Origin of the sequence: Enterobacter cloacae complex sp. IR5402 (assembly GCF_049238125.1) — a bacterium.
Lineage (GTDB): Bacteria > Pseudomonadota > Gammaproteobacteria > Enterobacterales > Enterobacteriaceae > Enterobacter > Enterobacter hormaechei_C.
Genome location: NZ_JBMKHO010000001.1, coordinates 121,519 through 145,799, shown reverse-complemented (window position 1 = coordinate 145,799; position 24,281 = coordinate 121,519). Strand labels below are relative to the sequence as shown.

The 24,281-nt window shown below is 57.4% G+C and carries 25 protein-coding genes; 11 read left to right on the top strand and 14 right to left on the bottom strand.

Annotated elements, in window-relative coordinates; genetic code table 11:
• The first annotated feature begins 12 nt into the window (after positions 1-12).
• Both ACOTXL_RS00815 and ACOTXL_RS00810 read left to right on the top strand, forming a co-directional pair.
• Positions 13-1,095, top strand: coding sequence for an HlyD family secretion protein (locus ACOTXL_RS00815; protein WP_003857294.1), 1,083 nt, complete (start codon positions 13-15; stop codon positions 1,093-1,095).
• Positions 1,092-2,471, top strand: coding sequence for an efflux transporter outer membrane subunit (locus ACOTXL_RS00810; protein WP_023324614.1), 1,380 nt, complete (start codon positions 1,092-1,094; stop codon positions 2,469-2,471). The genes ACOTXL_RS00815 and ACOTXL_RS00810 overlap by 4 nt, the downstream gene beginning before the upstream one ends.
• 84 nt (positions 2,472-2,555) lie before the next feature.
• On the opposite strand, the gene hrpA is transcribed toward ACOTXL_RS00810, so the two are convergent.
• Complete coding sequence (gene hrpA, locus ACOTXL_RS00805; protein ID WP_023314108.1) at positions 2,556-6,458, bottom strand: ATP-dependent RNA helicase HrpA; 3,903 nt, start codon at positions 6,456-6,458, stop codon at positions 2,556-2,558.
• Between the two features lie 203 nt (positions 6,459-6,661).
• On the opposite strand from hrpA, the gene azoR reads away from it, so the two are divergent.
• On the top strand, positions 6,662-7,267 hold the full coding sequence (gene azoR, locus ACOTXL_RS00800; protein WP_045350631.1) for an FMN-dependent NADH-azoreductase: 606 nt from the start codon (positions 6,662-6,664) through the stop codon (positions 7,265-7,267).
• Positions 7,268-7,357: 90 nt separating this feature from the next.
• A complete protein-coding gene (locus tag ACOTXL_RS00795; protein WP_045350632.1) occupies positions 7,358-8,044 on the top strand; it encodes an RluA family pseudouridine synthase in 687 nt (228 codons plus the stop codon).
• Positions 8,045-8,051: 7 nt separating this feature from the next.
• Here ACOTXL_RS00795 and ACOTXL_RS00790 read toward each other — a convergent pair whose 3' ends face one another.
• Positions 8,052-8,591 carry a DUF2058 domain-containing protein gene (locus ACOTXL_RS00790; RefSeq protein WP_003857300.1) on the bottom strand — a complete coding sequence of 180 codons (540 nt, stop codon included), beginning with the start codon at positions 8,589-8,591 and terminating at the stop codon, positions 8,052-8,054.
• 168 nt (positions 8,592-8,759) lie between these two features.
• Here ACOTXL_RS00790 and ACOTXL_RS00785 point away from each other — a divergent pair, with 168 nt between their 5' ends.
• Together ACOTXL_RS00785 and ACOTXL_RS00780 are read left to right on the top strand one after the other, a co-directional pair.
• Complete coding sequence (locus ACOTXL_RS00785; protein ID WP_045346324.1) at positions 8,760-9,764, top strand: DUF1852 domain-containing protein; 1,005 nt, start codon at positions 8,760-8,762, stop codon at positions 9,762-9,764.
• A complete protein-coding gene (locus tag ACOTXL_RS00780; RefSeq protein WP_045350633.1) occupies positions 9,761-10,789 on the top strand; it encodes a methionine synthase in 1,029 nt (342 codons plus the stop codon). The genes ACOTXL_RS00785 and ACOTXL_RS00780 overlap by 4 nt, the downstream gene beginning before the upstream one ends.
• 3 nt (positions 10,790-10,792) lie before the next feature.
• Here the strand turns inward: ACOTXL_RS00780 and ACOTXL_RS00775 are convergent, their stop codons facing one another.
• The gene (locus tag ACOTXL_RS00775) at positions 10,793-11,725 is read right to left on the bottom strand and encodes a LysR family transcriptional regulator (RefSeq protein WP_023303693.1); all 933 of its coding nucleotides are present in this window, start codon (positions 11,723-11,725) and stop codon (positions 10,793-10,795) included.
• 98 nt (positions 11,726-11,823) lie between these two features.
• Between ACOTXL_RS00775 and ACOTXL_RS00770 the strand changes: the two genes are divergently transcribed.
• Both ACOTXL_RS00770 and ACOTXL_RS00765 read left to right on the top strand, forming a co-directional pair.
• Entirely contained in the window at positions 11,824-12,258 is a 435-nt protein-coding gene (locus ACOTXL_RS00770; RefSeq protein WP_003857304.1) for a DMT family transporter, read from the top strand.
• Between the two features lie 4 nt (positions 12,259-12,262).
• Positions 12,263-12,721: a DMT family transporter gene (locus tag ACOTXL_RS00765; protein ID WP_003857305.1), complete on the top strand. Its 459-nt coding sequence runs from the start codon at positions 12,263-12,265 to the stop codon at positions 12,719-12,721.
• On the opposite strand, the gene ACOTXL_RS00760 is transcribed toward ACOTXL_RS00765, so the two are convergent.
• The 8 genes from ACOTXL_RS00760 to ACOTXL_RS00725 are packed head-to-tail and all read right to left on the bottom strand — an operon-like array spanning position 12,718 to position 18,598.
• Entirely contained in the window at positions 12,718-13,251 is a 534-nt protein-coding gene (locus ACOTXL_RS00760) for a DUF3833 domain-containing protein (RefSeq protein ID WP_023314103.1), read from the bottom strand. The two genes, ACOTXL_RS00765 and ACOTXL_RS00760, sit on opposite strands and share 4 nt — an antisense overlap.
• Complete coding sequence (locus ACOTXL_RS00755) at positions 13,248-13,772, bottom strand: hypothetical protein (protein ID WP_023314102.1); 525 nt, start codon at positions 13,770-13,772, stop codon at positions 13,248-13,250. The genes ACOTXL_RS00760 and ACOTXL_RS00755 overlap by 4 nt, the downstream gene beginning before the upstream one ends.
• Entirely contained in the window at positions 13,769-14,254 is a 486-nt protein-coding gene (locus ACOTXL_RS00750) for a DUF2878 domain-containing protein (RefSeq protein ID WP_045350634.1), read from the bottom strand. The genes ACOTXL_RS00755 and ACOTXL_RS00750 overlap by 4 nt, the downstream gene beginning before the upstream one ends.
• On the bottom strand, positions 14,251-15,471 hold the full coding sequence (locus ACOTXL_RS00745; RefSeq protein WP_003857310.1) for an SAM-dependent methyltransferase: 1,221 nt from the start codon (positions 15,469-15,471) through the stop codon (positions 14,251-14,253). The genes ACOTXL_RS00750 and ACOTXL_RS00745 overlap by 4 nt, the downstream gene beginning before the upstream one ends.
• The gene (locus ACOTXL_RS00740; protein ID WP_045350635.1) at positions 15,468-16,190 is read right to left on the bottom strand and encodes a DUF1365 domain-containing protein; all 723 of its coding nucleotides are present in this window, start codon (positions 16,188-16,190) and stop codon (positions 15,468-15,470) included. The genes ACOTXL_RS00745 and ACOTXL_RS00740 overlap by 4 nt, the downstream gene beginning before the upstream one ends.
• Position 16,191: 1 nt before the next feature.
• Positions 16,192-17,451, bottom strand: a complete 1,260-nt coding sequence (locus ACOTXL_RS00735) for an NAD(P)/FAD-dependent oxidoreductase (protein ID WP_023314099.1) — start codon at positions 17,449-17,451, stop codon at positions 16,192-16,194.
• On the bottom strand, positions 17,448-18,167 hold the full coding sequence (locus ACOTXL_RS00730; RefSeq protein WP_023324604.1) for an SDR family NAD(P)-dependent oxidoreductase: 720 nt from the start codon (positions 18,165-18,167) through the stop codon (positions 17,448-17,450). The genes ACOTXL_RS00735 and ACOTXL_RS00730 overlap by 4 nt, the downstream gene beginning before the upstream one ends.
• Positions 18,164-18,598, bottom strand: coding sequence for a nuclear transport factor 2 family protein (locus tag ACOTXL_RS00725; RefSeq protein WP_003857316.1), 435 nt, complete (start codon positions 18,596-18,598; stop codon positions 18,164-18,166). The genes ACOTXL_RS00730 and ACOTXL_RS00725 overlap by 4 nt, the downstream gene beginning before the upstream one ends.
• Positions 18,599-18,857: 259 nt before the next feature.
• On the opposite strand from ACOTXL_RS00725, the gene ACOTXL_RS00720 reads away from it, so the two are divergent.
• Together ACOTXL_RS00720 and ACOTXL_RS00715 are read left to right on the top strand one after the other, a co-directional pair.
• A complete protein-coding gene (locus ACOTXL_RS00720; RefSeq protein ID WP_003857318.1) occupies positions 18,858-19,055 on the top strand; it encodes a hypothetical protein in 198 nt (65 codons plus the stop codon).
• A 1-nt stretch (position 19,056) separates the two neighbouring features.
• Positions 19,057-19,809 (top strand): hypothetical protein, encoded by a 753-nt coding sequence (locus ACOTXL_RS00715; RefSeq protein ID WP_022651152.1) that lies wholly within the window; start codon positions 19,057-19,059, stop codon positions 19,807-19,809.
• A gap of 56 nt (positions 19,810-19,865) precedes the next feature.
• Here ACOTXL_RS00715 and ACOTXL_RS00710 read toward each other — a convergent pair whose 3' ends face one another.
• Complete coding sequence (locus ACOTXL_RS00710; RefSeq protein WP_032609131.1) at positions 19,866-21,842, bottom strand: alkyl/aryl-sulfatase; 1,977 nt, start codon at positions 21,840-21,842, stop codon at positions 19,866-19,868.
• Between the two features lie 202 nt (positions 21,843-22,044).
• Between ACOTXL_RS00710 and ACOTXL_RS00705 the strand changes: the two genes are divergently transcribed.
• Positions 22,045-22,680 carry a helix-turn-helix domain-containing protein gene (locus ACOTXL_RS00705; RefSeq protein WP_045350636.1) on the top strand — a complete coding sequence of 212 codons (636 nt, stop codon included), beginning with the start codon at positions 22,045-22,047 and terminating at the stop codon, positions 22,678-22,680.
• Positions 22,681-22,722: 42 nt separating this feature from the next.
• Here the strand turns inward: ACOTXL_RS00705 and paaY are convergent, their stop codons facing one another.
• Complete coding sequence (gene paaY, locus ACOTXL_RS00700) at positions 22,723-23,328, bottom strand: phenylacetic acid degradation protein PaaY (RefSeq protein WP_006810541.1); 606 nt, start codon at positions 23,326-23,328, stop codon at positions 22,723-22,725.
• A 9-nt stretch (positions 23,329-23,337) separates the two neighbouring features.
• A complete protein-coding gene (gene paaX, locus ACOTXL_RS00695; protein ID WP_032628228.1) occupies positions 23,338-24,273 on the bottom strand; it encodes a phenylacetic acid degradation operon negative regulatory protein PaaX in 936 nt (311 codons plus the stop codon).
• Positions 24,274-24,281: the final 8 nt, after the last annotated feature.

Here is a 24,281-nt window from a genome sequence, read left to right as displayed (position 1 = left end):
TCAGGAGAGGTTATGAGTCAGCAGGATGCCGCCAAAGAGCAGGCCAACACCCGTAAAAACGTGCGCGTCGTGTCCATTTTCACCGCCGCGGCTATCGGCATTGTCGGGGTACTGGTGATCCTTTATGCCTGGCAGCTGCCCCCGTTCACGCGTCATGCCCAGTTTACCGATAACGCCTACGTGCGCGGCCAGACTACGTTCATCAGTCCTCAGGTAAACGGCTACATTACCGAGGTCCATGTTCAGGATTTCGCGCAGGTTAAAAAAGGCGAGCTGCTGTTGCAGATAGATGACCGTATCTATCGCCAGCGCGTCCATCAGGCCGAGGCGCAGCTGGCAATGAAAATTGCAGCTCTTAATAACAACCTGCAACAGCGCAGAAGTGCGGAAGCGGTGATTGCCAAAAACGAGGCGGCGCTGAAAAACGCCCGTGCCCAAAGTCTGAAAACCCAGGCGGATTTGAAACGCGTGAAAGAGCTGACCGCGGACGGCTCCCTTTCCATTCGCGAGCGCGATTCGGCACTGGCCAGTGCCGCCCAGGGGAGCGCCGATATCGACCAGGCGAAAGCAACGCTTGAGATGTCGCGTCAGGATTTACAAACGGTTATCGTCAATCGCGGTTCGCTGGAGGCCGACGTTGAGAATGCGAAAGCCGCGCTGGAGCTGGCGCAGATCGATCTGCAAAACACCCGGATTGTCGCGCCGCGTGATGGTCAGCTCGGGCAGATTGCAGTGCGTCTGGGGGCGTACGTCGCCGCCGGGACGCACCTTACCACGCTGGTCCCGCCGCAGCACTGGGTGATCGCCAATATCAAAGAGACGCAGCTGGCGAATTTACGCGTCGGACAGCCGGTGAAATTCACCGTCGATGCCTTAAACGATAAAGCCTATCAGGGCCGCGTGGAGAGCATATCCCCGGCCACAGGCGTCGAGTTCAGCGCTATCACCCCGGATAACGCCACGGGCAACTTTGTTAAAATCGCCCAGCGCATCCCGGTACGCATTGAAGTACTCGGTGAGCCGGAGGCGTACCGGCTGCTGCGCCCTGGCATGTCGGTGCAGGTAACCATCGACACGCGGGAGGCGAAACAATGACGCTTCGCCCGATAGCCGGCCTGCTGATGATGGCTATCCTGGCGGGATGCCAGTCGGTTGACGTTGAGCCCGCCAAATCGTCCCTGCACATACCGGCCCAATGGCGCGCGACGTCGGGGCCAGCCAGCCCGACAGAGCAGCTCTGGTGGCGAAATTTTCACGACAGCAATCTGAACCGCTATGTGGATCAGGCGCTGAAGAACAACAGCGACGTGCTGATTGCACGCGAGCGGATTAACGAGTACCAGGCCCGGGTGTTCGCCGCCGACGGCAGTCTGTTCCCGTCGCTTGACGCGGGCGTGACCGGGACGCGCGCACGCTCGCAGTCCGCCGCCACGGGGCTTCCGGTATACGGTACGTTGTACAAAGGCAGCCTGACCGCCAGCTACGACGTGGATATCTGGGGCGTAAACCGTAGCACCTCCCGTGCCGCTGAAGCATCGCTGGAGGCACAAAAGGCGGCGGCAGCGGCGGCTGATCTTACCGTCGCATCATCGGTGGCCTCCGGGTATGTCACCCTGCTGTCGCTGGATGAACAGCTTCGCGTTACCCAATCCACGCTGAAGTCGCGTGAAGAGGCGTTCAATCTCGCCAAACGACAATTTGAGACGGGATACAGCTCTCGCCTTGAGCTGATGCAATCGGATTCTGAGCTGCGCGCCACCCGCGCCCAGGTTCCACTGCTTCAGCACCAGATTGCACAGCAGGAAAATGCGCTTAGCCTGCTGCTGGGCAGCAACCCGGGTGACGTTGCGCGCGGTGAAAGCTTTGATGCCCTGACGCCGCTGAAACTGCCCTCCCAGCTGCCGTCGACACTACTCAACCGGCGCCCGGATATCGTTCAGGCGGAACGTCAGCTGATTGCGGCAGACGCGACGCTGGCGGCATCGCGCGCCAGCCTGCTGCCGTCGATCAACCTCACGGCCACGGGATCGGTGCAGGATCGCACGCTGTCGGGATTGCTGGATAACCCCCTACAGCTCTGGAGCGTGGGCGGCAGTATTCTTGCGCCGCTGCTGAACCGTCAGGCGCTGAATGCGCAGGTGGATATCTCCCAGTCCCAGCGGAATCAGGCTCTGTATAGCTACGAAAAAACCGTGCGTAACGCGTTTGCTGAGGTGAATGACAGCCTTGATGCCATCACCCGCTATCAGGAACAGCTTACCGAGCTGCTGGCACAGCAGGCGGTCGCGCAGGAGACGCTGCGGATTGCGCAAAACCGCTACCGCAACGGGTACTCTTCTTATCTGGATGTGCTCGATGCGCAGCGCACGCTGTTCTCGGTGCAGACCAGCGTGGTACAGGTGAAAAACAACCTGTTGCTGGCGCAAATTGATTTGTATAAAGCGCTGGGCGGCGGTTGGAGCAGTGCGTGAAAACATGCCGGGTGGCGCTGCGCCTTACCCGGCCCACATGCTCTCCCGTAGGCCCGGTAAGCGCAGCGCCACCGGGCAACGGTTTTAGCCGGAGATCTGCTCCATCGCCTGCAAGATACGCTTATCCGAAATCGGATACGGCGTACCGAGCTGCTGGGCAAAGAAGCTGACGCGCAGCTCCTCGATCATCCAGCGGATCTCCCGCACGTCGTCGTCATCGCGACGCGCTGGCGGCAGTTTGTTGAGCCACTGCTGCCACGCCTGCTGCACGTTTTCGACTTTCAGCATCTGCGCGCGATCGCGATGCGGATCGACCGCCATTTTCTCCAGACGCTTCTCAATCGCCTGCAAATAACGCAGCGTATCGCCCAGACGCTTAAAGCCGTTGCCGGTGACAAAGCCCCTATACACCAGCCCCGCCATCTGCGCCTTGACGTCCGACAGCCCCAGGGCCATGGTCATATCCACCCGCCCCTTCAGGCGCTTGTTGATATTGAACACGGCGGTAAGGATCTGCTCGACCTGTTTGGCAATCTCCACCACGGTGTCGTTCAGCTCCGCGCGCACCTTTTCATGAAGCTGAGCAAAGCCCTCTTCCGTCCAGACCGGACCGCCCGCCTCGTGGATCAGCTTATCCACACCGCAGGAGATGCAGTCGTCGATCAGATCCAGCACCTTACCGTACGGGTTAAAGTAGAGCCCCAGCTTGGCTTTGTTCGGCAGCTTCTCGTGCAGATACTTAATCGGCGACGGGATGTTAAGCAGAAGCAGTCGACGCAGCCCGCGCCACATCATCTGCTGTTGTTCCTGCGGATTGTCAAAGAGCTTAATCGCCACGCTGTCGCGCTCATCAACCAGCGCGGGCCAGGCTTTGACCTTATAGTTCCCGCGCTTCTGCTCATAGCTTTCCGGAAGCTGACCAAAGCTCCAGATGTGCAGCCCGCTCTGCTCGATACCGTCGTCCGCCACGGCAGACAGGGTTTCCTGCACTTTGCCCTTCAGGGCGTCCTTCAGTTCCGAAAGCGAGCGGCCTTCCAGCAGCTTTTTGTTTTTATCGTCCACCACGCGGAAGGTGATTTTCAGGTGATCGGGCACCTGATCCCAGTTCCAGTCGTCGCGGTCGATGGTGGTCCCGGTCATGCGTCGGAACTCACGCTCCAGCGCGTCCAGCAGCGGCAGCTCCAGCGGCGTGACGCGGCCCAAAAACGCTTCGGCGTAGTTCGGCGCCGGCACAAAGTTACGCCGCACCGGTTTAGGCAGGGATTTGATTAACGCAATGACCAGCTCGCGGCGCAGGCCGGGAATTTGCCACTCAAACCCGCTCTCGTCGACCTGGTTTAACAGCGGCAGCGGAATATGAACGGTCACGCCGTCCGCGTCGGCCCCTGGCTCAAACTGATAGGTCAGACGCAGCTTGAGGTTGCCCTGATGCCAGAAGTTCGGGTAGTCGAGCTTGCTGACCGACTCCGCGCCCTCTTTGATCAGCATGCTCTTTTCAAAGTTGAGCAGGTCCGGGGTCTCTTTGCTGGCTTTCTTCCACCAGCTGTCGAAATGGCGCGCCGAGATCACATCGTGGCTGATGCGCTGGTCGTAAAACTCAAACAGCGTCTCGTCGTCCACCAGTATGTCGCGGCGGCGGGACTTGTGCTCAAGCTCTTCCACCTCGGCGCGCAGCTTCAGGTTTTCGCGGAAGAACGCATGACGCGTCTGCCAGTCGCCCTCCACCAGCGCATGGCGGATAAACAGCTCGCGACTCAGCGCCGGATCGATCTGGCTGTAGTTAACCTTACGCGCGGCCACCACCGGCAGGCCGTAGACGGTGACTTTTTCCGTCGCCATCACCGCGCCCTGCCCGCGCTCCCAGTGCGGCTCGCTGTATGAGCGTTTCAGCAGGTGCTGCGCCACCGGCTCAACCCACTCCGGATCGATACGCGCGGCGATACGCCCCCACAGACGGCTGGTTTCCACCAGCTCGGCGACCATGGTCCACTTCGGCGGCTTTTTAAACAACCCGGAGCCCGGGAAGATGGAGAAACGCGCGTTGCGTGCGCCGGTAAATTCCTGTTTATCCGCATCCTTCATCCCGATATGGGACAGCAGGCCGGTCAGCAAGGCGATATGAATTTCGCGGTACTCCGCCGGTTCACTGTTGACCGGAATGCCCAGCTCTTTTACCACCTGGCGCAGTTGGGTGTAGATATCCTGCCACTCGCGCACGCGCAGGTAGTTGAGGAAATCCACCCGGCACTGACGGCGGAACTGATTTGAAGAGAGCGTTTTTTGCTGCTCGCCCAGGTAGTTCCACAGATTCACAAAGGCCAGGAAATCAGACTCTTTATCGTGGAAGCGACGGTGTTTTTCATCCGACGCCTGCTGCTTGTCCATTGGGCGCTCGCGCGGATCCTGAATGGAGAGCGCCGAGGTGATGATCATCGCCTCGCGCACGCAGCCGTGTTTTTGCGCCTCCAGCACCATGCGCGCCAGACGCGGGTCGACCGGCAACTGGCTAAGCTGGCGGCCCAATGGCGTTAGCTTGTAGGCCGTCGCCTGCTCGTCGGTGGTGATGGCCCCCAGCTCTTCCAGCAGGCGCACCCCGTCCTGAATATTGCGTTTATCCGGCGCTTCCACAAACGGGAAGGCGGCGATATCGCCCAGCCCCAGCGCGGTCATTTGCAGGATAACGGATGCCAGGTTGGTCCGCAGAATTTCCGGATCGGTAAACTCCGGGCGCGACAGGAAATCGTCTTCCGAATAAAGACGAATACAGATCCCTTCCGACACGCGGCCGCAGCGGCCCTTACGCTGATTAGCCGACGCCTGGGAAACCGGCTCAATCGGCAGGCGCTGAACTTTGGTTCGGTAGCTGTAGCGGCTGATGCGCGCCGTACCCGGGTCGATCACGTATTTAATGCCCGGCACGGTGAGCGAGGTTTCGGCCACGTTGGTCGCCAGCACGATGCGGCGTCCGCTGTGCGGCTGGAACACGCGGTTCTGCTCACTGTTGGACAGGCGCGCGTACAGCGGCAGGATCTCGGTATGGCGCAGATCGCGTTTGCTGAGCGCATCGGCGGTATCGCGGATCTCGCGCTCGCCGCTCATGAAGATCAGAATGTCGCCAGAACTCTCGTTGCCCAGCTCGTCGACGGCATCGAAGATGGCCTGAAGCTGGTCGCGCTCGGTATCGTCCGCCTCTTCCACAATCGGGCGATAGCGCACTTCAACCGGGTAGGTTCGGCCTGAGACTTCAATGATCGGCGCATTGTTGAAATGTTTTGAGAAACGCTCCGGGTCAATGGTCGCAGAGGTGATGATGATTTTCAGATCCGGACGCCGGGGCAGCAGCTCTTTCAGGTAGCCGAGCAGGAAGTCGATGTTCAGGCTGCGCTCGTGCGCTTCATCGATGATGATGGTGTCGTACTGCATCAGCAGACGATCCTGCTGGATTTCCGCCAGCAGGATACCGTCTGTCATCAGCTTAACCATGGTGTTATCGCTGACGTGGTCGCTGAATCGCACCTTGTAGCCGATGCAGCCGCCCGGCTCCGTTTGCAGCTCTTCCGCAATACGGTTCGCCACGGTGCGCGCCGCCAGACGACGCGGCTGGGTGTGACCGATCAGCCCTTTCAACCCGCGGCCCAGCTCCATGCAGATTTTCGGCAGCTGAGTGGTTTTACCTGAACCGGTTTCCCCCGCGACGATCACCACCTGGTGGTCGCGTACGGCCTCAAGAATGTCCTGTTTCTTCTGGCTGACGGGCAGGTTTTCCGGATAGGTAATCTCCGGGCGTGCGGCTTCACGCAGCACAACTTTCCCTGCCGCCTGTTCAATCTCTTTGGCCATTTCCTGGTAAATGGCCTGTTGTGCATCAGGATTTTTAACCTTCTTAACGCCGTGCAGACGGCGCGCAAACCGCTGTTTATCGCGCAGCATCAGCGAATCAAGCTTTTGCATCAGCATCGGGAAGGTCAATTTTTGGTGTTCTGTCATAGCGTTAACGGGCAGTGCACTGCCGGATAAAATCTCTTTTTAATGATTGCTATAGAGTACCACATCAGCGCTTTGCGCGCCTTATTCAAAAAATTCGAACATAGGCTTCGATATATTGCGCTATCCCTGTGGCAGGATTGTGAATAAAGTGTCAACAAGCAACGGGGCAACCCCCTCAATCAAATACAAAACAGGAATTTCCCATGAGCAAAGTATTAGTGTTGAAATCCAGTATTCTGGCAGGGTATTCACAGTCTGGTCAGCTGTCTGACTATTTCGTTGAACAGTGGCGTGAACAGCACAGCGCGGATGAAATCACCGTGCGTGACCTGGCAGCAAACCCAATTCCTGTGCTGGACGGCGAGCTGGTTGGCGCGCTGCGTCCGAGCGATGCGCCTCTTACCCCGCGTCAGCAGGAAGCCCTGGCGCTTTCCGACGAGCTGATTGCTGAATTGCAGGCGCACGACGTTATCGTGATCAACGCCCCAATGTACAACTTCAACATTCCTACCCAGCTGAAGAACTACTTCGACCTGGTGGCGCGCGCTGGCGTAACCTTCCGTTACACCGAGAACGGTCCGGAAGGTCTGGTAAAAGGCAAGCGTGCGGTTGTACTGACCAGCCGCGGCGGTATTCACAAAGATACCCCAACCGACCTGGTGGCGCCGTACATGACCCTGTTCCTCGGCTTCATCGGCATTACCGACGTGAACTTTGTGTTCGCTGAAGGTATCGCTTACGGCCCGGAAGTGGCTACCAAAGCGCAGTCCGACGCGAAAGCCGCTATCGACAGCCTGATCGCTGCCTAAGATCTCCCCCTCTCACCGCCCGGTGGGAGGGTTTTTCTTTTCCTGCATATTTCGTTATCATCCGCACCCACTCTCCAGCCGGGCGGCCTGATGTCTGTCATAATCGATACGTTTATTGCACCACCCTGTCACGACGACATTGAGATCCTCTGGCAGGACGAGCATCTGCTGCTGATCAACAAACCTTCCGGCCTGCTTAGCCTCTCGGGAAAAAATCCGCAAAACCGTGATTCCGTTCACCATCGTCTGGTGCAAACCTTTCCCGGCTGCACGCTGGTGCATCGCCTTGATTTTGGCACCTCGGGCCTGATGGTCATTGCGCGTAACAAGGCGATTAACGCCGCGCTTTGTCACCAGTTCAGCCAGCGCGCCGTGAACAAGGTTTACACCGCCCTGTTGTGCGGACATGTGGAACAGGACGAAGGGACCGTGGATGCCCCGATTGCCAAAGATCCGGCGCTGTTTCCGCTGATGACGATCTGCGCCCGCACCGGTAAGCCCGCTCGCTCTCGCTATCGGGTGATGGAACGTATTTATCAGGATACGACAATGCCATTGACGCGGGTAGAGCTTACCCCGGAGACCGGTCGCACCCACCAGCTGCGCATTCACTGCCAGCAGTTAGGCCACCCTATTCTGGGGTGCGATCTGTATGGTGGTCTGGAATGGCCGGGCGCGGAAGAAACGCCCCGGCTGATGCTGCATGCCAGCGTTCTGAATTTTATTCATCCGCTGAGCGGCGAGACGATAAACGCCCGTCACGCCGCGCCATTCTGAGCGGGGATTACCACATTAAATCGTCAGGGATTTTAAAGTCTGCGTACGGATCGTCTTCGTCCTGCTCTTCCTGACTCAGCGCGCTGTTAAGCACAATGCTGTCCGCATCGCGTTGGGCAATTTTATCCGCCACCACCGCCGGGATAATCGCGTAATCACAGTCGCCCTTCGCATTAATCACCAGTCGGGCAATCGCCAGACGGCCGTTGATCAGCTGGGTTTGCGTCTGCTTATCGACCTCGATTTTTTTGATCAGGTTGCCGTCGGTAAAGTTAAAGGTAATGTTGCCCTTCGCCACGGTGATGCGGTTCATCTCAATCAGCTGCTTCACCTGCGCCCTGAACTCTTTTGCCAGCACCGCCTGTTTTTGCTGTTCGCTCAGCTGCTTATCACGCTCCAGCTGGGCTTTCTTGTTCTCTTCAACAGCCTCTCTCGCCTCGCGAGCCTGGACGCGGGATTTTTTCGCCGTGCGCTGGACCTTCGCCATCTTTTTACTGCTGACCAAGCCCGCTTTCAGCATCTGCTCTTGCAGGGTGAGTTTTGTCATGTTCGTTTAAACCGGTTGGAAATGTCGGGGGATTATACCTGAATCGCGCAGTTCATGAAGAACCCTCATGTTGCAGTGAAATTAAGTCACTTCCCCTGCGCCAGGGGCTCAGGCATAAATTATGCATTGATAACGTTCCGGCAACATGAACTTAGGATGCATAACCAAATGAGTCAGGCTTTCACATTTACCCTTAAGCGCAGTTGCTTTGATGAAAATTATAACCCGTCAGAAAACACGCGTACCACCACCAACTTCGCCAACCTGGCGCGTGGCGAGAAGCGTCAGGAGAACCTGCGCAACACGCTGGTGATGATCAACAACCGCTTTAACGCGCTGGCGAGCTGGGATAACCCGAAAGCTGACCGCTATGCCGTCGAGCTGGAGATTATTTCAGTCGATATGAATATCGGCGGCGATTTTACCTTCCCGGCCATCGAAATTCTGCAAACGACGATTGTGGATAAAATGACCCACGAGCGCATCGAAGGCATCGTCGGGAATAACTTCTCATCGTATGTTCGTGACTATGATTTCAGCGTCCTGCTGCTGGAGCATAATAAAGATCAACCCCGTTTTACCCTCCCCGAGAATTTTGGCGAGCTGCACGGCAATATCTTTAAAAGCTTCGTTCATTCTGCGGAATATCAGGCGAACTTCAAAAAAGCGCCGGTGATCTGCCTGAGCGTCTCCAGCAAAGACACCTATCGTCGTACCGGTAACCACCACCCGGTGCTGGGGTATGAGTACCAGCCGGACGGCGAGTCGCTAACGGAACAGTACTTCGCGAAGATGGGCCTGAAGGTTCGCTACTTCATGCCGGAAAACAGCGTCGCGCCTTTCGCCTTCTTCTTCACCGGCGATTTACTGCGTGATTACACCAATCTGGAGCTGATCGGCACCATCAGCACCATGGAGACGTTCCAGAAGATCTATCGACCGGAAATTTACAATGCCAATTCCGCTGCGGGACAGTGCTATCAGCCCGACCTGAATCAGCAGGATCACTCATTAACAAAAATCGTCTATGACCGTGAAGAGCGCAGCCGGCTGGCCATTGAACAGGGGAAATATACCGAAGAGCGGTTTATCAAACCCTACAAAACCCTTCTTGAGCAGTGGTCTCATCACTTCACGCTTTCATTTAATACGGATAAAAGGTTCTTCTCATGAAAACATTGCTCCCGACATCGACGGCTGGCAGCCTGCCGAAACCCACCTGGCTTGCGCAGCCGGAAACGCTCTGGTCGCCGTGGAAACTCCAGGACGAGGGGTTACTTGCAGGGAAACAGGATGCGCTACGTTTGTCTCTGGATGAACAGATTCGCGCCGGGATTGATATCGTCAGCGACGGGGAACAAACTCGCCAGCATTTCGTCACCACCTTTATTGAACATCTCAGCGGCGTGGATTTTGAGAACCGTCAGACGGTACGCATCCGTAACCGTTACGATGCGAGCGTGCCGACCGTGGTAGACGCGGTGGCGCGTCAGAAACCGGTGTTTGTTGACGACGCGAAATACCTGCGCCAGCTGACGGACAAGCCGATCAAGTGGGCGCTGCCCGGCCCGATGACCATGATCGACACGCTATACGATGCTCACTATAAAAGCCGTGAAAAGCTGGCCTGGGAGTTCGCAAAAATCCTTAATCAGGAAGCCCGCGAGCTGGAGGCGGCCGGTGCCGACATTATTCAGTTCGATGAACCTGCCTTTAACGTCTTTTTCGACGAGGTGAATGACTGGGGCATTGCCGCGCTGGAGCGCGCCATTGAAGGACTGAAATGCGAAACCGCGGTACATATCTGTTACGGGTACGGCATCAAAGCCAATACGGACTGGAAAAAGACGCTCGGCTCCGAGTGGCGCCAGTATGAAGAGGCGTTTCCTAAGTTGCAGACCTCAAAGATCGATATTATCTCGCTGGAGTGCCACAACTCGCGCGTGCCGATGGATCTGCTGGAGCTTATCCGTGGTAAAAAAGTGATGGTCGGGGCAATTGACGTCGCCACCCAGACCATCGAAACGCCTGAAGAGGTCGCCGATACGCTGCGTAAGGCGTTGCAGTTTGTTGATGCAGACAAGCTCTATCCGTCCACCAACTGCGGTATGGCTCCCCTTTCCCGCCAGGTCGCCAACGGTAAGCTGAAGGCGTTAAGCGCCGGGGCTGACATTATCCGTCGCGAGCTTGTCCGCTAACCTTCAGGTTTGCCAGTACAGCGGCGTACCGAATCGCTCAATATAGTAATCAATCACCGCCCTGACGTTCAGGGGCGGATGACGCGCGTTCGGGTAAATCGCCGCAATCGTCAATGGCTCCGTATTAATTGAACACTCCATTTCCGGCAGCAGTGCCACCAGCTCACCGCTTTTGAGTCGTTCGCTTACCATCCAGTCCGGGAAAAGCACAACGCCCATACCGCCCAGCGCCGCAATCAGGAGCGTTTCCGCGTTATTGGAAGTCATCAGCGGTACGATGGGATAGTGAACCCACGCCTCGCCCGGCTGTCGGATCAGCCAGCGGTTAGGCCCGGACGAGCCGCGGTAAACCAGACAGTGGTGACGGCTGAGATCGTCCGGCCCCTCGGGCGCGCCATGTTTTTGCAGATAGTCCGGCGAGGCCGCCAGATGGTAGAACTGCTGCCCGAACACCCGGGCGTGAAACGAGGAGTCCGTCAGCGCGCCGATGCGGAAGATAACGTCCGCGGCGTCACGGTGCGGATCGATAAAATCGTCGGTGAGGGTCAGTTCAATGGAGAGGCGCGGGTAACGCGCCAGAAGCCCCGGCAGGCCCGGCGCGATGTGCCTCTGTCCGAAAAAGACCGGGCCATTGATACGCAGCGTGCCCGACGGCTCGCGGGCGCGTTCATCCAGCTCGCGTCGCGCGTCCTCCATATTCCCGGCCATTGCCCGGGCATAGCGCACAAAAAGATGCCCGCTCTCTGTGGGCATAATCGCCCGCGTGTTGCGGTAGAAAAGCTGTTGCCCGAGGGCGTCCTCAAGCTGGTGGATCACGCGTGAGACCTGCGACGCAGAAATCCCTTCCCGCCTCGCCACCACGGAGAAATTCTGCGTTTCATAAACGTCGATGAAGATCAGCAGCGCGCGAATGCTGATATGTCCGGCATCCATCATTAATGCATTTCCTGCACAGGTGTTTCCTGCATTATGGCATTTTTCTCAATGATGTTCAGACGTAATCTTCACCGCCTGGAAAAAGGAGAAAAAGCGTTATGCACATTATTTTAATTTTACTGGTGATTGCCGGTGGCATGGGGCTGTCCGTGGAAGCCGGGCTGCTGGGGCCGCTGGGCGCAGAGGTGGGCGACCTGTGGGCGGCGTTCAGCATATTTAGCGTGGGAACGGGGCTAACGTTTCTGCTGATGCTGTTTTTCAGCCCCCGCAATAGTCCCTCATTTTTTGCGCAGCCTTCATGGCACCTGTTGGGCGGCGTGCTCGGCCCGGTTTACGTCATCATTCTCACCATTGCCACGCCTGCGATCGGCATTGCCATGACGATGATCGGCATTCTGGCAGGCCAGGTTTTTAAAAGCCTGATTATTGACCACTATGGCCTGCTGGGTACGCCGCACCGCAGGATCGATACAAAACGCATTATTGCGCTGGGATTTATCATCGCCGCGCTCATTCTCGTGGCGCAGGGGTAACGTTATGACAGTGATTATGATTATTCTGGCGGTGATTGGCGGCGCAACGCTGAGCATTCAGGCTGCCATTAACGGGCAATTAGGCAGCAGCGTGGGGGTATTCAAAAGCGCGTTTCTGACGTTTTCCGTCGGCGCGCTGGTGACCGCCCTGCTGATCTTCTTTTTTGAGCCGAAACAGGCGGTCAGCCTGATGGATGTACCCAAATGGCAGCTTCTGGGCGCCCTGTGCGGCGTGCCCTATATCGTGATTATGGTGCTCGCGGTGCAGCGCATCGGGACCGCTGTTGCCACGGTAGCGGTTATCCTGGGCCAGCTGGCCATGAGCATGCTGATTGATAACTTTGGCTGGCTGAACAATGAAGCCATTCCGTTTTCAGTGAGCCGTTTCGGGGCCGTCGTCTGCCTGAGTATTGCGCTCTTCTTCATCTACTCAAGCAGTAAACCTCAGCCCGAAGAGGATTAACCGCCCTCTTTGCGGGTAAAGAACAGCGTCACCGTGGCGACGGTGACGCCAAATTTCTTCATCTCCGTTTTATTGAACAGACGGGTGCTGTCCTGCAAATACATCCAGTCATCAAAGTGCAGCAGCCAGGTTTTGCCGTCCGCCTTCACGTTCATGCTGTAGCGCCAGTTAAGGGCATTGCCCGCCGCCTGGCCTGTCGCGACACCTTCTATGTCACCCGCCGTGCCTTCATAGCGATTCTGCCCAACGCGGCGGATATGCCAGACGCGCTGCTGCTTTTCGCCGTCATCGTAGACAAAATGCTCGTTCAGGGTCAGCGTATCGCCGATAACATCCCCGGCGATCTCGACGTGAAAACGGCGGATCTGCTTACCGCTGCGATCCTGCACCATCCCCCACGCCTCGGTTTTCCCCTGGAAGTAAGTAAAAATATCAAGCCGTGGCTGCTGCTGACGATACTCTGTCACCTCGGTGCTACATCCGGCCACCAGCATCGTCAGGGCAAGCGCCACTAGCAGGAAACGTTTCATTGTGCTCCTCCAGTTAACTGCTGACGCAGTTCAGGATATTCGGTGCGGGGATCGAGCCATATCGCCAGAAAGCGTGAGCTAAACGCTGCCGTCTGGCGTGGCCCGAGTGGCGTAAATTTTTTCTGCGACGCCGTGGGGCGATACCAGAATTGTCCCTGGCCGTTATTAACCACAAACGCGAGCTGCGTGCCGGGCGTGACGTCGGGCCAGAGCGTGGACAGCATGCGTAGCCAGGCTTCACTCTGCGGCTCCTGCTGCAAAATGCCCTGCGCCTGCCACTGGTCGCGGGTCGCTTCGACCAGGTCGTCACCATCGATGTCCCGGGCATAGGTGATAATCAGCGCATTATCGCCGTCTAATCCTGTATAGCTGCCGTCGGGCGTCAGAAGCTGAGAGGTATAGACGGTAAACGGCCCCCAGGTGAGGGTGGCGTCACCCACCTTGCGCCAGCTCAGCCAGTCTGCCGCCTGCACGGTACAGGTGAAGACGGATAACGCGAGCATCAGTACCAGATTTCTCATTGTTGTCTCCCCATCAACAGGTGGAAAAACAGCATCAGCACCAGCCAGCCGGGGAACATCCAGCTGACGACGATAAAGGTCGGCTCCCGAAACGTAATGGCCCCAAGATGCTCGCCGATCAGGTAGGCTACCGGTCCGCCCAGAGTCGCCAGCACCGTCAGCAACCATCCTGGCAAGGTGGTCGTGCGGGTCAGGTGCGTCCAGACGGTGGCAAACATTAGCCACAGCGCCACCATCCATAGCGGCATCAGGGACGCGCCTGTGAACGCAATCAGCCCCGTCAGCGCCCAGAGGGCGTCCAGCAGCGCACCCGACGCCGCCAGCACAAGGGCGTATACCCGGTGTGATGGCGGTAATAACAGCCAGGCAAGCACCGCCAGCGCGATCCAGATGACCAGCCCCTGCTCGCGAAACAGCACCACCAGCGTCCAGTAGAGATCAAAACCGATGGCCAACAGAAATACCTGCCCGTAACGCTTCATACGCGTTCCGCAGTCAACTGCACCACGCTGATGGTGCGGGCATTAAACCCGGCTTCACAGTAGCCGAGGTAGTACAGCCACATCCGCCGGAAACGGTCATCAAACCCGAGCTTTTCAATCTCCTGCCAGGCGTGAACGAAACGCTGACGCCAGTGCGCCAACGTGCGGGCGTAGTCCGGCCCCATATCGAAGAGATTACGCACCACAAAATCGGTATGGCGGGTCATCAGTTCATTCATGGCGGTGATGCTGGGCAAAAAGCCGCCGGGGAAGATGTAGCGCTGAATAAAATCGACGCTTTTGCTGTAGTCGCGATAGCGTTGATCCTGAATGGTGATGGCCTGAATCGCCATCCGCCCGCCTGGACGCAGACGCGCCTGACAGGTACGGAAAAACGTTGGCAGGTAGCGTTGGCCGACGGCTTCGATCATCTCAACCGAGACCAGTTTGTCGTAAACCCCGGTCAGATCGCGGTAGTCGCAAAGCAGCACCTCAACGCGATCCTGCAACCCTGCCCGGGCGATCCGCGCGGTGGCCCAGTGGTACTGCTCCTGCGACAGCGTGGTGGTGGTCACCCGACAGCCGTAGTGACGGGCGGCGTACTCCGCCATCGCCCCCCAGCCGGTGCCAATCTCCAGCAGATGATCGTTTGCCGTGAGCGCCAGCTGGTCGCACAGCCTGGCCATTTTCGCCTGCTGAGCCGCGTTCAAATCCTGCTCGTCCCCGTTAAACAGCGCGCTGGAGTACAGCAGGTCTTCATCAAGGAAATGGGCGTAGAAGGCGTTGCCCAGATCGTAATGGGCGGCAATATTTTCACGCGCCTGAGCGCGGGAGTTGCGCCGCATCCAGTGCCGTAGCCGCTCCACCGGTTTCCCGAGCAGGCGAAACCCTTTTTCCAGTTGCCCGAGGATTTGGCTATTACGTGCAATCAGCTCCAGCAGCGGCGTCAGGTGGGGCGTCTCCCAGTCGCCATCCATCCACGCTTGTGCCGCGGCGAGGCTGCCCCCGGTTAAAATGCGCCAGTAGACGCCCGGAGCAAGTACCTGCACCTCAGCATGAAGCGCGGCGGAGGCGTCGCCGAACTGGAACGTCTGCGCGCCTTCACGCAGCGTCAGCGAGCCACCGCGCAGACCGTTCAGCAGGCGGAAGAGCAACCATCGCGCGACGCGGACGTTGCGCGGGATATCGGGTTCAAGCGCAAAGACGGGATCGGTCATGAGCGTTCACTCCTGCTGAGGGGATGGTTATGCAGCGGCACGCGCTTCAGCCACAGCCTGAGCGCCTGCCAGTAAATGGCGAAAACGGTTTTGAGGGTCATCAACGGGATCCGCGCCAGCAGCGAACGCAGCGCTGCGCGCGTCAGCGGCGCCCGGCGTAGCGTCAGGGTGGCATCAAACACCTTCGTCTCCTGATGGTTTTCGATATGCATGCGCAGCGTGCTGTCCGGGCTGTTGAAGCGCCAGTGGTAAACCATATCCATCGGATTAAAGGGCGAGACGTGAAACGCTTTCTGCGTCGGCGGGGCGTCCCGCCCCGCTACCGCGTAGTAATGTCGTTCATTCCACGGCGTGTTACGCACTTCGGCGAGAACCCAGCGCAGAGTGTCTTCGCCGTCATAGCAGTAGTAAAAATTGACCGGGTTGAAATGAAAACCGAAATAGCGCAGCTGAGTCAGAAGCATGACCCGCCCCGCCGGACGTTCGCCGGTCAGATTTTCCAGACGCTCAAGGACACGCGCTTTGAGCGGCGTGCCCAGCGGGTAATCCGCATCATAAAATGCCGCGGGCGCAACGCGGTTACGACGCACGCCGACAGAGGGCAGCGCGTCCAGCTCATCCAGATCGAGCCAGGCCATAAAGACGCTGTAGGTAAAGTGGTGCGCTTTCGGCGCAAGCCGACGATGGCGCAATGTACCGTGGTAAAGGCAGCTGTTCATCTCAGTTGCCCTCCCCGGCCGCGATAGCGTTTACCACATCCAGCGCACTGCGTACGCCATCTTCGTGGAAGCCGTTGTACCAGTACGCGCCGCAGAACCAGCTCCGCTGGCGACCGTTTATTTCTCCGCGTCGGGCCTGGGCTTGCCAGCTTTGCGGGTTAAAAAGCGGATGCTCATAGACAAAGCGGCGCAGCACATAGCGTTCTTCCACCGGCGTTTCCGGGTTGAGGGTGACGCAAAACAGCGGGCTACCCGGCGGCAGTCCCTGCAAGATATTCATGTTGTAGGTGACACAGGCGCTGGCCCGATCCTGCTCGCTGAGGCGGTAGTTCCAGCTGGCCCACGCGCGTTCGCGCACCGGCAGCCAGCGCGGATCGCGGTGAAGCACCACCTCGTTACGCTGCCAGCCGATATCACCCAGCACCTCACGTTCAGCCTGCGTTGGGCTGGCGAGCATCGCCAGCGCCTGAGCAGAGTGACAGGCGAAGATCACCTGATCGAAGGTATGAGTGACGCCTTCCCGCTCAATATCGACGCCACGATCGTGGCGAACAACCTTCTGAACCGGCGCGTTGAGGTGCAGCGTCAGGCGATCGCCAAGCTTGTCCATCATCGCGCGGATATACTCCCGGGAGCCGCCTGGCACGACGTACCACTGCGGACGATGGGTAATGTCCAGCAGACCGTGGTTTTCAAAAAAGCGTAAAAAGAGCGGCAGCGGAAAGCGTTTCATCTCCTGTAGCGACGACGACCAGATAGCCGCTCCCATTGGCAGGATGTAGTGGCGCGCAAAAAAGGGCGTAAAGCGGTGCTGGCGCAGGAACGTTTCCAGCGTGGCGGATCCATCGACTTCGCCCCGGAGCGTCTGTTTCGCCAGCCGGTTAAAGCGCACGATCTCCTTCAGTAGCGTCCAGAAGGCAGGGTTCAGCAGATTACGACGCTGGGCGAACAGCGACGTCAGCGTGTGCCCGTTATACTCCAGCCCGCTCTGCGGGTTGTGCACCGAAAAGCTCATCTGCGTTTTTTGCCCGCTGATGCCCAGTTCGCTGAGCAGCCCCATGAAGCGCGGATAGGTGCGGTCGTTGTAGACGATAAAACCGGTATCGATGGCAAAGGTGCCCTGGGGCGTGTCGACATCCACCGTTGCGGTATGGCCGCCCGGGGTGGCCTGCGCCTCAAACACCGTGATCTGATGATGTCCGGCGAGCCGCCAGGCACAGGTTAACCCGGCGATGCCGCTGCCGATAATTGCGATTTTCATGGTCGCACCATCCTGCGCAGCAGTGCGCGCTGAAGTACATCGGGCAGGCCGGAAAGCAGGCGCAGCGCCAGGCTGAACCCGGCGGGAAACGCGATGTGATCCTTCCCTTTTGCCAGACCGCGACGAATGGCGTGGACGGCGTCCCCCACGCTGACCCGGCCCGGCATCGGGAAATCGTTTTTGCGGGTCAGCGGCGTGTCGACAAAACCGGGTGAAACGACCGTGACGGCAATCCCTTTCGGTTCCCAGTCGAGGCGCAGCGTGTCGGCAAACCAGGTTAACGCCGCTTTAGAGGCCCCATAGGCTTCGGCTCGCGGGAAGTGAAGCCAGTGCGCCATCGAACTGACCAGCACCACGCGGTTGCCGGATACCAGTTGCGGCTGCAACGCCGCAAGGCAGTTTACCGGCCCCATGAAATTGGTGGTCATGACCCGCGCCACCAGCTCGGCATCCACCTCGCCGCGGTCGAGATACTCGCAGGTTCCGGCGCAGAGAATCACCGTGTCGGCAGCACAGTCCGCCAGCGCCTGGCGACAGGCGTCCCTGTCTGTCATATCGAACAGGCGCACCGTGATGTTGGGGCTGTGCTGATGCACAGCGGCCAGACGTTGCGCATCGCGCCCGCAGGCAATCACCCGGTAACCATCGTCGGCAAAAGATTTCGCCAGCCCCGCCCCGATGCCCGAGCTTGCGCCGGTGATCAGAACCGTTTTCATGATTTCACTCTCCGCTTCACGCCGCGTACGGCCCAGCCGAGTATCGGGAGATGTTCGTAAATCATCTCTCCGGCATCGTAGTAATCCCGCTGGCGAACAATGCGATCGTCGCGCATGTCTACCACGGAGCAGCCCGGCAGCTGTCGCACTGCACCCCGGGCAATACGCGGGTGCGACCAGTGCATCATCCAGGTGACCACAAAGCGATCGCCCTGCTGCAACGGCGCATCAACGGTAAAGCGACAGTGCTGGACGTTAGCCAGCAAGTGGGTGAAATAGCGCTGGATCGCGAACACCCCGCTATGTTCGCCAAAGGGATCGATAAGCGTGGCATCGGCGCGATAAATCCCCGCCAGCGCCGAAGGTGGCTGGGTATCCAGCGTGGCGTAGTAATCAACGAACCGACTGATGACGGACGGCAACGTGCTCATGGGTCACATCCTGGGTGTAAACAACGTAGCGAAATCGCATAATTTAAACTTACACAATTAACGTTATTTGTCCAAGTTTACGCAGATATATTTTTTATTCTTATTATTTTTCAAAGACCTGAAATGTTACCTCGCGCAACCATTTTGTGCATAAAGTTTAATTTCGCCGCCAGGCTGCCGTTTTTTTAGGGATAACCTTAAGGCAAAGGTGCCATTTATCTTCCAGACTTATCCTTTTAATTCATAAGGATGTCACGCGATGAAACATTTACTGATGACGCTCTTTTCCAGCCCGGAATCCTTGTTGCAGGTCATGAGTCACCAGGAAATTATCGAAGCCGTAGAGGATGGCGACCGCATCATCATCGATCAGGATGGAAACGCCTCGGTTAACTACAAAAGCCACGAGGTGCGGCAGGACTTTCTGCGCCATGTCAACGCGCTGAAGAGGGCCTGAAATGGGAACGGCAATATTCATGGTATTGATGGTATGCGGGTACTGGTACACCAGCCGCGACCTCTCAACACGGTTTAAAATCAAGCGCTCCTTTGGCTGGGACGTCTATTTTCTTGTGGCGCTGTATGGCTGTATTTTTGTTCTTCAGGGAGTGATCGCCACCGGCCTGTTGTGGCTGCTGTTGTTCGCCCTCTCCGCCGCCGATAACACGTTCCATTTCACGTCTGCAAAATATGCCGACTGGCAAATTGATTTTATGAACTGGAGCTTCCTGGGGATTCAGGCCCCGGTGGTGGTAATGCTGACCTTCGCGATCCTGTTCTGTCTCTACCGCTCGAACTGGGCCGGGAGCGCGCGGCTGGACGGCGAAGGCCGAAAAAAGCTCTACAAGCGGCTGGCGCAATCGAGCGGGATTGAACAGCTGCTCTATCAGTGCATGGAGGAAGGTGAACTGGCGCACGTCACGCTGAAATCGCGGCGGATCTATATTGGGATGATCCATACCGCCACGCTGGAGTATGAAAAAACGGCCAATATCGTGCTTATTCCGATGCTGAGCGGCTACCGTGACGGGAAAAACATGCAGCTCTGTATCGAACATAACTACAGCAAATGGTATGCCGAGCATGACATTACGCTCGATTCAGAGCCCAAAAGCGCCATGGATTTTCGCAAAGTGATCATGCTGGATCAGATCGAGAGTATTTCGCTGTTCGATCCGGCAAGCGCCAGCGCGCTGGCAATGCGTGAATAAAAAAATGGCGCCTTATCGCAACAAGGCGCCAGGATTAGCCAGGATGAACGCTAAACTTATGGCGTCACAATATTGAACCAGAAGTCAAATGTGTCCATGTAGCTCAGCATCTCTTCCAGCTTCGCCCCGTTTCCGCTCACCTTCACGTCACCCTTATCCATCGCCTGCTTCAGCGTCTCTTTCTTAAGGATGATGTTGTTCAGCGTGGTACGGTCCAGCGTGATGGTTGCGTCAGCATCCTTCGCCTGCGCGTTGGCGGTATGGTTCAGCACGCCGTTTTCCAGCTCCAGCTTGTATTTGCCGCCATCCTTACCGAGATCGACATTGAAGACCGCCTTCGCGTTACCGGCCCGCACCCCGTTGATGTGCACACCCAGGTAGTCGAAGAACATTTCCGGGGTCATCGCCCGCACGGTATCCGGGCTGGCGGTGTTCGGCGTCGGTAGCTTCTTCACGCCATTACGCAGTTCTTGCGCGCCGGTAAGGTAGAAGTTACGCCAGGTGCCCGCTTCCGCCTGGTAACCTAACTGCTCCAGCGCGTCGGCTTCCAGATTACGGGCAGCCTGGTTGTTAGGATCGGCAAAGACCACTTTGCTTACCACCTGAGCAACCCAACGGTAATTACCCTGCTGATAATCCGCTTTGGCTTTCTGCATGATGGCATCAGCGCCGCCCATGTACTGCACGAACTTCTTCGCAGCCAGTTCAGGCGGCAGCTCGTCGAGGGTTGCCGGGTTGCCGTCGAACCAGCCGAGATAAAACACGTAGGTGGCTTTGACGTCGTGGCTAACGGAGCCGTAGTAACCGCGGCTTGCCCACTGTTTTTCCAGCGATTCCGGCAGTTTAAACTCGGCGGCGATCTCGTCGCGGGTCAGCCCCTTGTTTGCCATACGAAGGGTCTGGTCGTTGATGTAGCGGTACATATCGCGCTGACCTTTCATCAGCTTGACGATATTCTCGTTACCCCAGGTCGGCCAGTGGTGCTGCGCAATAATCACTTCCGCGTCCGCGCCCCAGCGCTCAATGGCGGCGTTAATGTACTTAGACCAGGCCAGCGGGTCGCGGATTTTCGCGCCGCGCAGGGAGTAGGTGTTGTGCAGAGTATGGGTCACGTCCTCTGCGGCCTCGATCATTTTCTTCTCTTTGACATACCACAGCATCTCCGACGGAGCTTCTGAACCCGGCGCCATCATAAAGTCGTAGGTCAAACCGTCGATCACTTCTTCCTGACCGGTATGGGTAATGTAGTCGGTCGGCGGGATGAGGGTGACAGTACCCGCAGAGGTGGTGGTGCCAAGGCCTGCACCCACCTGGCCTTTTGCATTCGGCTTCAGCAGGTTGCCGTACATATAGCTCGCACGGCGGCTCATCGCGTTTCCGGCCATAATGTTTTCGGAAACCGCCTCTTTCATAAAGCCATCCGGCGCGTAGATTTTCACTTTGCCAGACTTGACGTCAGCTTCGTCAACCACGCCGCGCAGGCCGCCATAGTGGTCAACGTGGCTGTGGGTGATCACCACAGCGACGACCGGTTTCTTGCCGCGGTTTGCATAGTAGAGATCCAGCGCTTCTTTCGCCGGTTCAGCGCTTAACAGCGGGTCGATAACGGTAATGCCCTTCTCGCCCTCAATGATGGTCATGTTGGAGAGATCGAGATTACGGATCTGATACACGCCGTCGGTGACCTTAAACAGCCCGCCAATGTTGATCAACTGTGACTGACGCCACAGGCTCGGGTTTACCGTATCCGGGGCTTTCTCACCCTCTTTCACGAAATCATATTTCGCCGGGTTCCAGATAACGTTCCCCTGCTCGCCTTTAATCATGTTTTGTGGCAGCGGGGCGATAAAACCTTTATGGGCGTTCTCAAAGTCGGTTTTATCGGCAAACGGTAATTTGTTATACAGGGCGTTATTTACCTGCCGGGTCGTGGCAGTGGCATCCTGCGGCTGCACTTCCGCAAACGCGGAAAGCGACAGCGACGTCAACACACCGGCAAGCGCCAGATGTTTAGCAATTAGGGTTAATTTCATTGAATGGCCTCATAGATTAATTGCGCCGCCTGGATATTTACTGTTGGCGGATAATTTTAATGCGAACTCATTGACGACCATTCTAAACAGAATACCTTTCCATCATAGTCCCATATGGGACTGGTTATTTATGGGTTCGTAATTCGGGGCCTATTGCTGCTATACTCGCTACCACGGCAAACGTTGCGGGGAGAGGCTTAGCGTGAATTTTCAGGATATCCATACCTATTATCAGCAACTCAATATTGGGCAATTTTTTCCGCACATGCTTTGTAAAGGCGAGGCCTTAACCGTTGCCGCAAATAAAAAACTCACCGTCGAGCCTGGCTATATCTATTTTTGCACTGAAGGGTCGCTGACGATATTAATGCCTGATGATGGCCTTAATATTGGCAATACTATCGAGTATATGCCGATAGGGTTAATGGAAAGGTATTGTCCACTGGCGAAGTATGAATATCGTAGCAGTGCGAAGGTGAAGCTGGTGAGAATATCCTGGGTCGACTTCGACCAGATATTTTTCCAGGGCGGGCCTGAGCGCATGCAGGCGCTGGCCACCATACTGACCTACATGTCCATATTTACCATCGACCTGCACAATGAACGCAGGCAGGTCACCAGCTACCAGACCATCAAACCAATGCTGTACCACTATCTCTATCGGCAGGAGACCCACACGGGAGAGAATGAGGGCCTGGCGCTGTTTATCATCAAGCGCACTAACCTGTCACGAACGCATGTCTTTCGCGTGCTGGCAGATCTTAAAGCCGGGGGATATATCACCATGAAGCGCGGAAAGCTGGTGTCGATTGACCGGCCCCTGCCGGATGCGTATTGAGCTCATTTTCACGCCTTGATCAACGTGCGGGAGCGAACAGCCTTATTTATCCCGGCCAGCCGACTTAGGCCGTAAATTCTCATCGAAGACCAGCCGTTTGCGTCCTGGCTCTTCTTCACGCAGCGGCTCCACCTGGTGCAGCGTCTGCTTACAACGGTCCACCAGCACCTGATACTCCCGCGTGCCCTGCTTTTTCCACTCTATTTCCTGCGCACTTAGCTCACGAATCGCTTTCGCCGGACTGCCAAGAATTAAGTGATTCGCAGGCATTTCCGCTTTGGCCTTCACAAACGCCGCCGCCCCAACGATGCTGTTTTCGCCGATCGTCGCCCCGTCCATCACGACCGCATTCATCCCCACCAGCGCATTACGGCGGATAATGCAGCCGTGCAGGATCGCGCTGTGGCCGATATGCCCGTCCTCTTCCACCACCGTGTCCTGCTCCGGAAAACCGTGCATCACGCAGTTATCCTGGATGTTCGCGCCGTCTTTCACCACGATCCGGCCAAAATCGCCGCGCAGGCTGGCGTTGGGCCCCACGTAAACGCCTTTGCCGAGGATCACGTCGCCAATCAGCACCGCGGTCGGGTGAACATAGCTCTCTTCAGGCACGACCGGCGTCAGACCATCAATTTGATAAACAGGCATACCCTCTCCTTATGTGATATTCAGACCACCAAAACGCTGGTGATAAAGCGTGCCGGGAGCGGGCAGCTCGCCCACAGAGGTTTCCCCCTTCTCACTGACAAACGCCAGGGCTCCCGCCGCCACGCGCTGGTAGATATTAATGCACAGCTGTCGCGCGCTCTGTCCCGCCCAGTGCGCAGGAAGTAACTCCTCCGGCAACAGCGGATCTTTCAGCACCACGCGACGATAAAAATGAATGAGTAACAGCTGGATCTGGAAGCAGCGTTCCGGGGTCAAATCCTCAGGCGGCGTTTCTTTCAGCAGCGGCAACAGCGGACGGAACGAGTTGATAAACGTTTCGTACATCGCGTTTTGTTCGGTCAACTGCCAGCACTCTTCCACGCGGGCTCGTAACGCCGCACGTGATAAGGCCAGCGGTGAATGGGCCTCAAAGAAAATGACGTTTTCCGCCACGCCCGCGTCATGCAGCAGAGACTGCACGTCCGCCAGGTTCTGCGACGGCGAGGCCATCAGGCTCGGCGCCAGCGTGCCGAATCCTTGCCAGATGAGCTGTTTTTTCACGTCCGCGAGGGTGGTTTTATCCAGCCCCTCGGAGAGCAGCAGCAGCCATTTACCATCCCACGCCGGCAGTTCCGCCCGGTAGATTTTATTTTCCGCGCGGCGGGTCAAACGCAGCCCCTTGTCGCTGAGACGGTAAAAGCTGCGGCGGCCAATGCGGGACACGTCCAGCCAGCCCTCTTTGTTGAGGCGAAACAGCGCGGTGCGCACAAAGCGCTCGCCAAATCCCATCCCTTCCAGCAGGGCCGCCAGGCTGCCGAGCCAGATCTCTCCGCCGCGGTGCGAAAGCGCGTCGCCATACAGTGAGGAGATAAGCGACGTTCCGCTGACGGGAACAGAGCTGACTGCATGCTGGATAAAGGCATCAAGTTTATTCATGTGATTCATTCTGTTGT